Source organism: Cellulosilyticum lentocellum DSM 5427, assembly GCF_000178835.2.
Classification (GTDB): Bacteria; Bacillota; Clostridia; order Lachnospirales; family Cellulosilyticaceae; genus Cellulosilyticum; species Cellulosilyticum lentocellum.
The window spans coordinates 854,333-869,246 of the sequence record NC_015275.1; the positions used below are offsets into that span (position 1 = coordinate 854,333).

At 35.2% G+C, this 14,914-nt stretch carries 10 protein-coding genes; 6 read left to right on the forward strand and 4 right to left on the reverse strand.

The window, feature by feature from the left end:
- Nucleotides 1-160 precede the first annotated feature (160 nt).
- Complete coding sequence (locus CLOLE_RS03625; protein WP_013655710.1) at nucleotides 161-2,953, reverse strand: glycoside hydrolase family 3 protein; 2,793 nt, start codon at nucleotides 2,951-2,953, stop codon at nucleotides 161-163.
- 110 nt (nucleotides 2,954-3,063) lie between these two features.
- Between CLOLE_RS03625 and CLOLE_RS03630 the strand changes: the two genes are divergently transcribed.
- Nucleotides 3,064-3,999, forward strand: coding sequence for a helix-turn-helix transcriptional regulator (locus CLOLE_RS03630; RefSeq protein ID WP_013655711.1), 936 nt, complete (start codon nucleotides 3,064-3,066; stop codon nucleotides 3,997-3,999).
- Nucleotides 4,000-4,136: 137 nt separating this feature from the next.
- Here the strand turns inward: CLOLE_RS03630 and CLOLE_RS03635 are convergent, their stop codons facing one another.
- On the reverse strand, nucleotides 4,137-4,883 hold the full coding sequence (locus tag CLOLE_RS03635; RefSeq protein ID WP_013655712.1) for an alpha/beta hydrolase: 747 nt from the start codon (nucleotides 4,881-4,883) through the stop codon (nucleotides 4,137-4,139).
- A 226-nt stretch (nucleotides 4,884-5,109) separates the two neighbouring features.
- Here CLOLE_RS03635 and CLOLE_RS03640 point away from each other — a divergent pair, with 226 nt between their 5' ends.
- The 4 genes from CLOLE_RS03640 (at nucleotide 5,110) to CLOLE_RS03655 (ending at nucleotide 10,161) form a co-directional block, all read left to right on the forward strand.
- A complete protein-coding gene (locus tag CLOLE_RS03640) occupies nucleotides 5,110-5,793 on the forward strand; it encodes an ABC transporter ATP-binding protein (protein WP_013655713.1) in 684 nt (227 codons plus the stop codon).
- Complete coding sequence (locus CLOLE_RS03645) at nucleotides 5,786-8,395, forward strand: ABC transporter permease (protein WP_013655714.1); 2,610 nt, start codon at nucleotides 5,786-5,788, stop codon at nucleotides 8,393-8,395. The genes CLOLE_RS03640 and CLOLE_RS03645 overlap by 8 nt, the downstream gene beginning before the upstream one ends.
- A gap of 162 nt (nucleotides 8,396-8,557) precedes the next feature.
- Nucleotides 8,558-9,244, forward strand: a complete 687-nt coding sequence (locus CLOLE_RS03650) for a response regulator transcription factor (RefSeq protein WP_013655715.1) — start codon at nucleotides 8,558-8,560, stop codon at nucleotides 9,242-9,244.
- Nucleotides 9,241-10,161, forward strand: a complete 921-nt coding sequence (locus CLOLE_RS03655) for a sensor histidine kinase (RefSeq protein ID WP_013655716.1) — start codon at nucleotides 9,241-9,243, stop codon at nucleotides 10,159-10,161. Before CLOLE_RS03650 ends, CLOLE_RS03655 begins: the two co-directional genes overlap by 4 nt.
- Before the next feature lie 56 nt (nucleotides 10,162-10,217).
- Here CLOLE_RS03655 and CLOLE_RS03660 read toward each other — a convergent pair whose 3' ends face one another.
- Complete coding sequence (locus CLOLE_RS03660; RefSeq protein WP_013655717.1) at nucleotides 10,218-12,224, reverse strand: glycoside hydrolase family 9 protein; 2,007 nt, start codon at nucleotides 12,222-12,224, stop codon at nucleotides 10,218-10,220.
- Nucleotides 12,225-12,956: 732 nt separating this feature from the next.
- Here CLOLE_RS03660 and CLOLE_RS03665 point away from each other — a divergent pair.
- Nucleotides 12,957-14,234: an HAD-IA family hydrolase gene (locus CLOLE_RS03665; RefSeq protein ID WP_013655718.1), complete on the forward strand. Its 1,278-nt coding sequence runs from the start codon at nucleotides 12,957-12,959 to the stop codon at nucleotides 14,232-14,234.
- A gap of 116 nt (nucleotides 14,235-14,350) precedes the next feature.
- Here the strand turns inward: CLOLE_RS03665 and CLOLE_RS03670 are convergent, their stop codons facing one another.
- Nucleotides 14,351-14,707, reverse strand: coding sequence for a DUF1622 domain-containing protein (locus CLOLE_RS03670; RefSeq protein WP_013655719.1), 357 nt, complete (start codon nucleotides 14,705-14,707; stop codon nucleotides 14,351-14,353).
- Nucleotides 14,708-14,914: the final 207 nt, after the last annotated feature.

Sequence of the window (14,914 nt, forward strand, 5' to 3'; positions counted from 1 at the left end):
TTTGGTATACTAAGAGGAGAAGATATATGACATACTACGACGTCACATAGTCGTTAAAAAGTGATTGATGTTTTATATAATAAATGAAAAAGGTTATATCCATTGCTAAGCAAAGGATATAACCTTTTTTGAATGAGGGAGGGATAAATAGTAAAATAAACTAGTTATTTGAGGGAGCTAATTGGAATGTGACTGAACCGATTTGAAGACCTGGTTTAATAAAGTTTGCTGTAAGATGATAATTGCCACATTCAAGTTCTACTGTAACCAGTTTTTGAGTAATCCATTTACCAGATGTACCATTGGTTTGGATGGTAGCAATTAATTCGTTATTTAAGTACACATTAGAAGCAGTTTGTGCTAAGGAACTTTCAGGTGACATCATATGAACGATAATATGATAGACGCCAGCAGTAGAAACCTTAATACAGGGAGGACAAACTGGGTCAAAGGTTACTTCAGGGTTTTCGGCTAAACTATGTGGCTCTATTGAAGTAGGTTCAGAGGAAGCTTTAATAAAACGAAGTTTTGGTTTATTAGCAGTCATTCTAGAAAAAGCAGTCGTTTCCATTAAGAAATTACATATATTCATGGCACAACGCTGTAATTCACCAATTTGTAATGTGCCACTATTTAAAGCTTCAATCGTATGATCCCCATATATATTGTTTTCGGCACCGTAATTACCTACTACCATATATAAGTCATTTTGTGAGCGTACCATAAAATGAGTATTTTGAATTGTTGCTTCTCCGCCCTTTACCACATCATTCATTTTTGCCCACCAGTCAGTCATAACAATACCTTTAAATCCCCATTCTTCACGAAGGATAGTAGTATTTAAATCATAATTAGAGGCTGTCCAGTGTCCATTTAGTGGGTTATAAGCTGTCATAATGGCTTTTGCACCACCTTCTTTAACGGCAAGCTCAAAGCCTTTTAAATAAATTTCTCTTAGAGCACGTTCTGAAACGATTGCATCTACCACTGAGCGTTCTTTTTCTTGATTATTACAAGCAAAGTGCTTAAGGGTAGCATAACTACCACCAAGTTCAAGACCTTGTGTTATAGCAGTAGCAAAAACACCACTAATCAGAGGATCTTCAGAAAAATATTCAAAGTTACGGCCATTTAAAGGATAACGCTTGATATTAAGTCCCGGTCCAAGTAAGAGGTCAATCTGGTTGCGTAACAATTCCTTGCCTTCTAGTTCATAAAGGGACTTAACAAGTTTGGTATCCCAGGTTGCTGCAAGAAGTGTGCCAATAGGAACTTGGGTGGCATGATGGCCACTTTCCATACGAATACCAGAAGGGCCATCAGCTGTGCAAGCGGCAGGGATACCATAAGCTATTAAGCTATCAGATACACCACCAAAGGCAGAAGCTGTGCCCGGGGTTACAAGAGGGCTACTCATCCCTTCCCCTCTAACAAGTGTAGCCAGTTCGTATTCTGTAAGCTGAGCGATAAAGGTGGTCATGGGAATTTTCTTTTCATAAACATCTTTTAAGGTATAGCCCTTATTCCCTGTTATAGGTAATGATTCAGGGAGATTCTCTTGAATACGATCTGAGAGAGAAATGCTTTGTGTAGGGACATTTTCATAAGTAAGTTCATAAGTACCATCAGCATTTCTTGCACCAGGTTTTATTCTTGTAAAAGCCTTAGTTGGTGCTAAAGCTTCTGTAAGCTGAAGAGTGACTTCAAGTGAAGCTTGGTGGTAACTGGGTTTGCCATCGATATGAAGCCTTGTGACATTTTTTACACTGTTTCCAATATAGAATATATATTCACCTGGCTCAAGTATATAAGCAGATTTATGACCAGTAATACCGCTATCATCATAAGAAGCCATTTGGCTAATAGGAAAGCTTATATGAAGTATTTGAGAGGTACCTGGTGCCAGTAAATCTGTTTTTTCAAAGGCAATCAAAGCTTTAGCAGGTTTGCCTAATTTTCCTTGAGGTGCACTATAGTAGACCTGGACAACTTCTTTGCCAGCAAAATGAGTACCTATATTTTTAACGAGCACTTCAAGCTGGATGTGTTTTTCATTATTTTTTATAATAACAGAAGCTTCCTTAGGCATAATCTCAAATTGTGTATAAGATAGACCATATCCAAATTCATATTGAACTTTCTCAGGACAAAATGTTTCAAAGTAGCGATAGCCCACATAGATATCTTCTTGATAGAAATTTCTGATAGGATCACCATAGTTTGAAGCAGAAGGGTAGTCCTGGAGGGAATAAGCTATTGTATCTGTAAGCTTACCACTAGGTGTTATTGTACCAACTAGTAAATCTACTACTGCACTGGCACCTTCCATACCACCTTGCCAAACGTAGAGAACGCCTTGGATAGGATGACGGTGACTAGGATCATTTATCCAGTTCATATCAATGATATTGGCTACATTTAGAATAACAACAACTTGCTCAAAATGTTTTGTTACAAGTTGCAGCATGTTTTTCTCTTCGTCTGTCAGCTGATAACTACCTGGTTCATTGGTATTATCCTTATCTTCACCAGCAGTACGTCCAATAACAACGATTGCTTTGTTTGATTTGCCTCTTGCCTCTTTTACAATGTGATCTGAGAGGAGCATTTCTTTTTGGTGATAAGGTTCACAGGCCCAACGTCCACCCCCATTATCAAAAGGATTTTGGGAGACCCAAGTTTCATAAATAGCAGCTAAATCTTCATTTATTGTAATAGCTTCATGGGTTCTACAAGCACCTAAAAGGTTAGTGTTATAAAGCACATTGACGCTGCCACCAGAGCCGGTGCCACTTCTATAATAATTGACTTGAGTTCTTCCAAAGATGGATACCCTATCAGTTGTTTTTATAGGAAGAATTTGTTCTTGATTTTTGATTAATACAGCACCGTTAGCGGCAACTATTTTGGAAAATTCAGCAAATCCTTCTAAAGGAATACCTATTTTATGCATATTTATCTTACCTCCCAAAATTTGATGATAAAATAAGTATAAATGATTGATAAAATAGATGATATAATATTTTTATAAAAAAGTATAAATATTTTGTCGTGGAGGGTGATATGCATTATCTAGAACAAAAAAAGGAAATTATTGATGGAATATCTTATAATTATCTCTGTCATATTCATAATGTAGAGGCAGAGGGAAACGTTTTTCCAGCACACTATCATAGTTATATCGAGATTTTATATGGTATATCAGGTATATACAAAGTGCTTTTAAATGGAGAAGCCCATTTATTCAAGCAAGGAGATTTGGTGATTATTAATTCAAAAGAAGTGCATCAAATTGATTCATATTCTTGTGAAGGAGGAAAGTATATTGTCCTTAGATTTGAACCCGAAGTCATTTATAATACAATGTTTCAAGATTATTTGCAGCTAAAATATGTCTTGCCATTTATTCTAGAAAACGGGAAACATCAAAAGGTCATTGACAAGTCTGAGATTGAAAATACATTTATTCCAAAGCTTCTTTATGAAATGTTGGATGAATTTGAAATGAGGAGTTATGGGTATGAACTAGCCATAAAAAATCATATAGGAAGAATATTTTTATGGCTACTAAGATATTTTCATAAGCAAGGAATAGATATTGTGATGGATGTAGATGTAAATAGAGAAACGATGAAAAGATTGCAGCCTGCTTTTGATTATGTACTACATCATTACGACGAGGAAATTAAAGCCGCAGAGTTAGCCAACCTTTGTAATATGAGCTATAGTTATTTTTCTAGAACGTTTAATGAATATCTGGGAATGAATTTAAGTGAGTATATTAATCGAATAAGAATTACAGAAGCAGAAAAATTACTTATATCCACAACACTGAATATTACAGAGGTTGCTCATACAGTGGGATTTAGTACAACGAGTTATTTTATCAAGTTATTTCAGCTATATAAAAATACATCTCCTAAGCAGTTTAGAAAAGGTTATAAGATAGCAAAAAGTAATAATGATTACCCCCAGCAATTAAAATACAATCATAGTTAAATCTATAAATCTAATAGCGGACTGTCAATGAATAAGTTGACAGCCCGCTATTGTAGTAGTTGGGTATAAAAAGAATGACATCTCCTAAGGGTTTATCCACTATTTTGGGAAGAGATAGACTAGCTACCTTTTCTATGTTAATGGAAAAATTCCAGGATAGCCTCCACAGTAAGTCGCTTTTGCTCCTCACTAGTGATTGTGGCATGACCATCCCCTTCTTGCTCGCCATACTCACCATAATAGGCATGGTTCCCACCTTCAATGCAAAGCTCAGTAAAGTCATTAGGAAGAAAAGCTTTGCCTTCTTCATAGTTTGCTTTATTTAAGACTTTATCTTCACTGCCGTAGATAGAAAGGACTTTAAGAGGAAGCTGAGATAAATCCTTAGTGCTATAAGCACCTAGCAAAATAAGACCTTCTAAAGCTTCACTATGTGTACTAGCATAGCTTGCTGCCATAGCACCACCTAGTGAGTGACCACCTAAGTACCAATGCTTGATTTCGGGAAAGTCTGCCATAATAGGTGTGGCTGCATCTTGATTAAAAACAGCTAGATTAAAAGGCATCTTAGGAATAATACAAATATAACCAGCTTCTGCTAGCTTGCTCAGCATAGGGGCGTAAGCTGTATATTCTACTTTGCCACCAGGATAAAAAACAAGGGCTGTGTCTTGTATATTTTCTTTTGGAGCCAGAACAAGATAATCTTTCTTATATGTTAAGCTAATAGTTTGATTATCTTTTAAGAAGGCCATAGCTAATGGTTCTGTATGATAATAGTTATTAATATAAATAAAAAAGGTAAGAATAAGACCAGCTAGTATAACACCTATAGTGGTCAAAATCAGATATAGTTTCTTTTTACTATTAGAGTAATGTTTCATATTATCCACTTCCTCTCAAAATAATCATATTTTTACTTTTATGTCGCTATGAATGATTATAACACAAAGTAAGAGGAAGAGAATAAGTCTTTTATATGTTTAAGTTATCATGTTATTAAGTAGAGATACACAATCTTTCAATACTGTTAGATTTGTTTTAAGCGTTGAAAGATTATAGACATCTGTGAGAGCTATAATAGATTTATAAACTAAAGGGGGGAATAAAATGCAGATATTAATGACTAAAAATCTAAAAAAGTACTACGGTCAAGGAGATACAGCTGTACATGCTTTGGATGGCATAGACTTTACCGTGGATAAAGGAGAATTTGTTTCTATCGTAGGGACTTCGGGAAGTGGCAAGTCTACGCTTTTGCATATGTTAGGAGGACTTGATCAGCCTACTTCGGGAACCGTTATAGTAGATGGTAAGGACTTATCTAAGCTAAAAGAAGAGGAACTTACTATTTTTAGAAGGCGTAAAATTGGTTTTGTATTTCAAAGTTATAATCTAGTACCAGTACTTAATGTTTATGAAAATATTGTTTTACCCATTGAGTTAGATGGTAATAAGCCAGATAAAGCTTATATAGATAAGATTATACATACTTTGGGCTTAGAAAAGAAACTCACGAGTTTGCCTAGTCAGCTTTCAGGAGGGCAGCAGCAAAGAGTAGCTATTGCTAGGGCTATAGCAGCTAAGCCAGCTATTATTTTAGCAGATGAACCAACAGGGAATTTAGATAGTCGTACGTCTCAAGATGTTTTAGGTATGCTTAAGATTACCAGTGATCAATTTGGACAAACCATAGTGATGATTACCCATAATGAAGAAATTGCTCAACTAGCTGACCGTATTGTACGTATTGAAGATGGTTTACTGGTTAAGGCAGGTGAGACTTATGTTTAAGGTGCAAAATACCAAGGCCATTCGTAATCTTGCCAAAAGGAATTATGAGAGCAATAAAAAGCGTAACCAAATAGCTATTATGGCTATAATATTAACAACTATTTTGTTTACTACGCTATTTACTTTAGGGGCAGGTATTATCAAAAGTATGGAATATAATAATATGCGCATGGCAGGAGGTTCAGCCCATGCCTCTTTAAAGTATTTAAGCGAAGAAGAATACCAAAAGTTATCTGGGCATCCTTTGATTGAGAAAATTGGTAAAAGTATTTTTGTAGGACAAGTGGAAGACATAGCCTTAAGTAAAAGACCTGTTGAGATTGATTACTGTGATAAAGTGAGTGCCGAGCTAGGCTTTATTGAATTAAAGGAAGGAACTTTCCCCCGAGATAAAGATCAAATTGTATTAGATGATTTAACCCTCAAACGACTGGGAATAACCCCTAAGGTAGGAGAGAAGGTTAGTTTGTCCATAGACTTTAATGATCGAATTGAAACAGTAGACTTTACCTTAAGTGGTTGGTATGAGGGAGACCCTGCTTTTACTGTTGGAATAGGACTTGTTTCAGAAAGCTTTGTTAAAGCTTATTTGCCAGGTAGAGGACAAGCTGTTAAAAAAGATAATGATATAAATGGTTCTATTAGAGCAGATCTTTACTTTAAAAATAGCAGGAACATTGAAGGCAATGTGCAAAAGGTGATTACAGATAGCGGTTACTCTATGGAAGAGGATGCTGATAATCGTATTTACTATGGTGTTAATTGGTCTTATATGAGTGCCTCCTTAGATCATAACATCGGAAGCATCGTGGCAGTTGTTTTAGGAATAGTACTTATTATGCTAACGGGCTATTTAATTATTTATAATACTTTTCAAATCTCAGTTATTAAAGAAATACGTTTTTATGGTTTATTAAAAACCATAGGAACAACAGGCAGACAAATAAAAAGCATGATTAAACAAGAAGCCTTTAGGATGTGTTTATGGGGGATTCCTTTAGGACTTATACTAGGCTTTGGAATGGGAGCACTTTTCCTCCCACTTTTAACAGCTCATATGCAAGGGGGAAAAAGTAGTTTAAGCTTTAGTCCTATGATTTTTATAGGTTCAGCTGTATTTGCTATGATTACAGTGCTTTTAAGCTGCAATAAGCCTGCTAAAGTTGCTGCTAAGATAACACCTGTAGAAGCCGTTAAATGGAGTGGTGTAGACCAAAATTATACCCAGAAACAGAAAAGAACAAATGGGTCTAAGCTTTATCAAATGGCCCTAGCTAACTTAAGCAGAAATCGAAAGCGTACCATTATAGCCATTATCTCCATGTCACTGAGTTTGGTATTAATGAATGCTGTATTTTGCTTAGCCAATAGCTTTGATATGAATAAATTCGTAAGTAAATTTATCGATTGCGATTTTCAAGTAGCTCATGCTAGCTATTTTAACAATGATTATCGTCAGGAGCAAAAGGAGGTAGATGATGAGCTTGTAGCAGCGCTTGTAGCGCAACCAACTTTTGCAGGAGGTGGAGGCGTTTATACACCTATGGGAATAGAGATTAGGGCTGAATATGAAGGTGAAGTTAATTTTTATGGCCAGCACATGCACTTTGATAAAACGCAAGGTATTTACACAGGGATTTATGCCATGGATGATTTTAACCTTGAAGGATTAGATATTGTTAAAGGCGAACTAGATATAGAAAAGTTCAAGTCAGGAAATTATTTGCTTTTAGGATTAATGGATGATGACTATGGTAATATACTTTATGATGAAGCACTTTATGATATAGGAGATAAGGTGAAGCTTAAGGTGCTTGAAGACATTCTAACAGACCCTAATCTGAATGACTTTGATAAAGATACAGGCATAGCTTATGATCAGCAAGGAAAAGTCATAGAAAGACCAATTACTGAAGTTTATGGCAGAGAAAAAGAATATGAAATTATGGGTTTCTATCGTATGACCTATACCAATACGAGTAGAACATATGCAGATTTAGTAACCTTTGCTATGCCAGTAGAAGAGCTTAAAACCTATACACCACAAATAAGTCGAATGACTTATTTATGCGAAAGCATAGAGGGGGAAGAGGCGCAAATAGAATTATTCCTTAAAAATTACACAGAAGCAGTCAATCAAACGATGAATTATTGTTCAAGAGAAAGTTATAAACAAGATTTTTTTGAGTTTAGAAATGTATTAGTACTTGTAGGAGGCGCTTTGTGCTTAATTATTGGTTTAATTGGCTTACTTAACTTTATCAATGCCATGAGTACTAGCATTATTGCAAGACAAAAAGAATTTGCTATGTTAAAAAGTATAGGCATGACAAAAAAACAACTCCTTAGCATGCTCACCTTTGAAGGCATTTACTATGCAATATATACTTCTGTAGCTTCTCTGATTATAACCTTGCTGATATCCTATACAGCTTTAAAAAATTTAACCAAGGCTATATGGTTTCTAAGCTTTGAACTTACTGTAGCGCCTCTATTAATAGCATGCACTTTATTATTCATTTTAACAGCGCTCATACCTGGTTGGTCGTATCATACGAATAACAAAAATGCCATTGTTGAAGAACTAAAAGATAGCGAATAGGTACATAACTGACTATAAGGGAAAATGTTACAAAGCACTTTTAAATGTTGTATAATAAAGAAAATAGTAATTATTTAGTATTTAATACAGAAAAGTACTTATGTAGGCGGCGCTCATTATAAGACTAAATAATGATCATCAGTTGTAAAAGGGAGAAGTAACATGAAAGCCATTCTTATTATAGAAGATGATTTAGCTTTATCCAGAGGAATTGCTTTAGCTATGCAGCAACTAGGCTATGAAATGTCTGAAGCTTCGGATTTAAAAACAGCTAGACATAAGCTGAGTCTTAAGCCTTTTGACCTAATTCTTTTAGATATTAATCTACCTGATGGAAGTGGACTCGTGCTTTGTAAGGAAATAAGAGAAAAATTCAGTTCGGCTGTTATTTTTATTACAGCTAATGACTTAGAGATGGATGAAGTAGTGGGGCTAGAGGCAGGGGCAGATGATTATATTACCAAGCCTTTTAGCTTAGCTGTGCTGCGTGCTAGGATTCAAGCAGTTTTGAGGAGAAAAGAGCAGATAGATAAGCAAATTATTTATTTAGAGAACTTTAGTTTTAATTTTGATGCTATGACCTTTTTAAAAGGGAATGAAGCGTTGGTTTTAAGTAAAACAGAGCAGCGACTACTTAGATTACTAGTAATGAATAGGGGACTAATCCTTTCTAGAGAGGACTTATTAGAACGCATCTGGGATGGCGGCGAATTTGTGGATGAAAATGCGCTTTCAGTAACAGTTCGTAGGCTCAGAGAAAAATTAGAAGATAATCCTGCAAAGCCTCAATATATTAAAACCATTTATGGTATTGGTTATACTTGGGCTATAAGGAGTGAGGCAGAATGAAGTTATTAACCATCATCATGATAGTAGTTTGTCTGGTAGCATTAGCATGCATCATTATAGCTGTTAAAGCTTATAAAGAAGCCAAAAGAACTATGCAGGGTTTAGAGGAGATGCTAGAGCTTGTGATTAAGGATGAGTTTAATGAAAGTAGCTTTGATGAATCAAGGCAATCCGCCTTAGAAGCAAAACTTGCAAAATTTCTTACAAGTAGCCAGCTAGCTCAGCAAAATATTAAAGTGCAGCATCGGCATATTAAAAGTTTGATTTCTGATATTTCTCATCAAACAAAGACGCCTATTGCTAATTTATTACTTTATAGTGAACTTTTAAAGGAAAAAGAATTACCAGAAGAAGTAAGTGAGTTAGTGACTCAAATAAGCTTCCAAAGTGAAAAATTAGATTTCCTTATACGTTCCTTAGTAAAACTCTCTCGTCTTGAGAATGGCATAATTACCGTGACGCCAACAACTAATAATCTAGTACCACTTATTAATAAGGCACTAGAAGAAGCAAAGGCAAAACTGGAGGAGAAGAAGCTAAGACTTCAATGGGAACTAAGTGAAGGAAGATATATAGCAAGATTTGATGGTAAATGGACACAAGAAGTGTTTGCTAATCTATTAGACAATGCCATTAAGTATACGGCTGAGGAAGGTAGCATTACTATTAAGATCAGTGAATATGAGATGTTTTGCAGAGTGGATTTTATAGATACAGGAATAGGTATTACAGAAGAAGAGTTGGCTCTTATTTTTAAGCGCTTTTACAGAAGCCCTAGAGTTGCAAAAAAAGAGGGAGTAGGGATAGGGTTATACTTAGCTAGAGAAATTGTAGTGGCGGAGAGCGGTTATATAAAGGTCACTTCAGAAGTAGGAAAGGGTAGCTGCTTTTCTGTATTTTTGCCGAGAAGTAGATAATAAGATACAAATAGAGCCGAACAATTTGTTCGGCTCTATTTGCGTTTTATCTATCATTATTTAATTAATGTATCGTTGTAATAAACTTCATAGCCGTTATCAACTAAATTTTCATAGCCAGACCAATCACTTTGAGCAAAGCGAACACCTAAATTAAGTGAACCAGAGTTTGGTGCCATGCTATAGGTAGTATCAAAAGTGATTTCTAGATAACCATCTTTAAAAGTACCTTTTACTCCAGAAGAAAGGTTCACATACCATGGAGATACATTAAGCTGAAGACCTGCACTATCACACCAGAAGCTTTGACTCTTTGTACTTGTTTTGGTGTAGTAGTAGCGAATGCTGAGCTTAGAAAGATCAAGATTTTGACTACCTACAGAGGTGATAGCATATTGCTGATTGACAGAGCTACCTAACTGCGTAGTAACGCTAACCTTAGGAATAACACCTTCTGTAGGAGTAGGTGTTGGTGTAGGAGTAGGCGTTGGTGTAGGAGTAGGCGTTGGTGTAGGAGTAGGCGTTGGTGTAGGAGTAGGCGTTGGTGTAGGAGTAGGCGTTGGTGTAGGAGTAGGCGTTGGTGTAGGTGTAGGCGTTGGTGTAGGAGTAGGCGTTGGTGTAGGAGTAGGCGTTGGTGTAGGAGTAGGCGTTGGTGTAGGTGTTGGTGTAGGAACAGGTCCGTCCTGATTGGAGGCTAAACCTGCAAGTGCACCAACGAGCCCAGCATTATAATCAATACCTACTTCTGTATAAACATAATCATTACCATTATCACTATATTGGTCGTTAGAGTTAGGACCACCCACTAATGCACCTGTAAGTACATGTTTGGCAGGTTTTAAGTTACCGCTATCTGCATAGGTATAGCCGTTAGCAGCTCTATGATGTGGATAGAGTGGATATTTAGAACCATAACCAACCATATAAGACATACGATTAGGGTTGTTACCAAGAATGTAATTGATTTGAGAAGTAGCTAAGGATTTTGCAGCTGTATCTCCTGTTAAATCATAATACTGAAGGGCAATCATAGACTCAGCTGCTGAATATCTGAGTACGCCCCAGTTATTTAAGTATTTTAATCCACCAGGTGTGGTTGGAACACTGTTATACCAGTAATTCAAGTTATGCTCTATGGCATCTAAATAAACAGAATTATTAGTTAGCTTATAGAGCTGGATAGTAGCAGGACTGAGCATATTGTCCCAGCACATAGTCCATTCATCTACTGCAATACCAGTAGAAGTTTTCATATAATTTTCAGCATCATTAAGATAAGCTGAATTACCTGTAATTTGATATAACCAAGTAGCTGCCCATGCTAAATCATCTTTGTAGCTACTAGAGGTATAGAAGCTTTGACCTTGGCTAGTACCTGGTTTAACTTTAGCTAAGGCATAAAGTGATTTGGCAGCAGCTAAACAGCGATCAGCATAAGCTGAATCAATATCTTTGTAGTTTAGATACATTAAGCTAAGTGCAGCAGAAGCTTCACCAGCTACATCTGAACCAGCATTATTGGCATCTACCTTAAACATAGTAGAGCGGTCACCTTGAACTTCAGGGGCACCCCAATAACTATGATCGGCATTACCATCACCAACCTGATAATAGAAAACATTTGCATTAGGATGAGATTTTAATAAATAATCTGTAAAATGTTTAAGCGTTTGTAATGCTTTTTCTGTAGCACCCGCTTTATCAAAGCCATCTTTGTATTCATAAAAACTCCAACCAAGTACACTTGCTGCGTAACCTTGAGTGATGCCAAATTTAACATGGTCACCACAGTCATGATAACCACCATTTAAATCAAGGCCTACATCTTTGCCATCATTCACATGGCAGGCACCACGCCAGTCAAAGGCATTATTAGTACCAGCTTCTTTACCACATTTATTGGCATCATAGAATTGGATACCATACTTTAATGCGGTTAAATAGTCATAATCAGTAGCAGCTTGAGTTGGATTAAAGTTACCTAGTAGTGAGAATATAGAGCCAAAAACGGCGCAACCTGTAAGTAAAGCCACATTTCTTTTCATGTGAGTACGTTTTTTCATACTCTGTTCCTCCTTAGAATTTTGGATTTAGATTTAACAAATTATTTCTAAAAGTGATAAGACATGATGTCTAAGACAATACAAATTATACTATAAAGAGATTAATTGTCAGAAAAATAGGGGCAAGTTGTAAGAAAAATTGGCATATGTTGAAAGCAATAATCTTATTAAGAGCTCAATAAATCTGTGTTACTGGGGAAATACACTATTAATAATTTGTTTAAAGTTTTGAATTATAGATTTATTGTATCTCGATTATGAGAATTTTAATAGATAAGAATGATTTATATTATATAAATTAGCACATTAAAAAGGAGTGTTGCGAACTAGTTACCTAGTTTTACAACACTCCTTTTTAATCCAGGACTTTGTTATCTACTTATGTAAGCTTATACATAGTTTTTTGAGAGCACTGTGTTTAAAAGAAGTTTTTATATCTACTCAAAATGTCAAAAGATTTAGTCATTTAATTGAAAATTATACTATAACAAGTTATGCTATAAATAGTAATATTTTTACATAATCACAGAAGGGGATGTGACATGAGGACATACAAGTTTTATACCTATGGCATACCTATGTCAGTGGATAAAGAGAGGGGTGCTACAAGGACATCACTTTATTAGGAGATAAAGTAAAAATACAATTAGCACCTAACCTAACAATATAAGAATTAGGTTTATTAGTGTTAGTAGTGGTATAGAAGAGATGAATTTAAGGGGGAAGGCCAGAATGATAATTATATTTGATTTGGACGGGACTTTATTTCAAACAGCATTATGCGATATTGCAGCTGTAAATCACTTGTTTGATGAGTTAGCGATAGAAAAAGTAGATGATACGGCAATAACATATAATATTGGGAAAAAAACTTTTGAGTTTTTAACAAACATACTGCCTCCTCATATAAAACAGCAAGATGTGTATGATCGTTTTCGTGAATTAGAGCAGAAAGAAGTAAGAGAAAATGGCATATTATTCCCTGGTGTTATAGAGCTGCTTGAAGAACTTGTATCGAAGGGACATACACTTATTATTTGTTCAAACGGAAGCTCAGAATATATTGAACTTGTACTAAAAAAGACAGGAATAACTAAATATTTTTCTAATATATATAGCGCAAAAGAGGCTAACAATAAAGGAGAGGTTATAAGAAAAATATTAGACAATAATTCACCAGCAGTTGTTATAGGAGATACCCTATCAGATATAGAGGCAGCTGCGGAAAATAATATTCCATCTATAGCTGCTATGTATGGTTATGGCAATATAAATGAATTGGGGGCGGCTACGTATATTATACAGAATGTTACAGACATCATCGGATATGTAAATCGAATAGAAATCTTTTATGCCATAACAGACCGAAGTATACGAAAAGGCAAAAAGGTAATAGGTATTAACGGTGTAGATACATCGGGAAAAACAGTATTTACAAAAGCATATTCTAAGTTTCTTTCAAGTTTAAAAATCAAGAATACGATTATACATATTGATGACTACCATAATCCTGCTGAATTGCGTTGTAAGGGAGATAATGAAATAGAAGCTTATTATCATAATGCGTTTAACTATGACCAAGTTATTGATGAAATTTTAGGTCCACTGAGTGAGTTGAAATCTATTAATAAAGATGTTTTGTGCTTGAATTTAGATACTAATAAATACGAAAATTTTATTCATTATAATATAGATGAAAATACTATTGTATTAATAGAGGGAGTGCTTTTGTTTAGAGAACCATTGCTCAAATATTTGGATACAACTGTATTTTTGCATATTGATTTTGATGAAGTATTAAGGCGGATGCAGGTAAGGGATGTCCCGAAATATGGAGAAGGATTTATAAAAAAATATGCAAATAAGTATATACCAGTACAGAGGAAGTATCTTGAAGAATACAGACCTGAGCAAAGAAGTGATATTGTGATTAATAATCAGGATTATTTTAATCCAAGATTAGGCGCATATTGTGAAGGAAAGGATGATATTTACAACAATAGAAAATAAAGCTTATTTCAATTCAGAACTTTTTTCTCATAATCTTGCTTTACCTAATGCTGCAATACTAAATATTTGTTTAATCTATTTACCACCAGAGTAAAGTGAAAAACTGACCATCAAGGTCAGTTTTTTTGTTTGGAGTTATATTCGGGAGCATTCTCGGCGTTATCTTGTTTGATTTCCCAGTAGATGATAAGCGTAATAAGAATACGAAGGAGGACAATGGCTCCAAGGATAGCAATTTCTTGAAGGCTTCTAACCAATACCGTTTTTAAGATCTCAGCAGCGAGTTTGAATTCTAAGGCCATAGCCATGGCTTCAGCAAATTGGTATTTGACAGGGTAATGTTCTTTCAAAAGCAAGGATTTTACGTATTGGTAAAAGGCTTTAAAGGCACCGATGGTAATAACGGTAATTCCCATTAGTTCGAGGAGATGAATAGGAAGAGGAAGATAGCGAATGATTAATTCTTCTAACATAAGAGCCTCCCTTTTAGATTTGAAATTATTTTTTCTCGAATACGAGCAAAATATAAAAGATTAAAAATTCACTCTAATAAATCATTAAAAGCTGATAGCAGTTTTTCTGTTCCATAACAAATAAGTAGATAGATATAGGTTGAGATGGATAAATAAAAATAAGACAATATAAAAATTTAACAAAAAATATCATAAAAACGTTAAAAA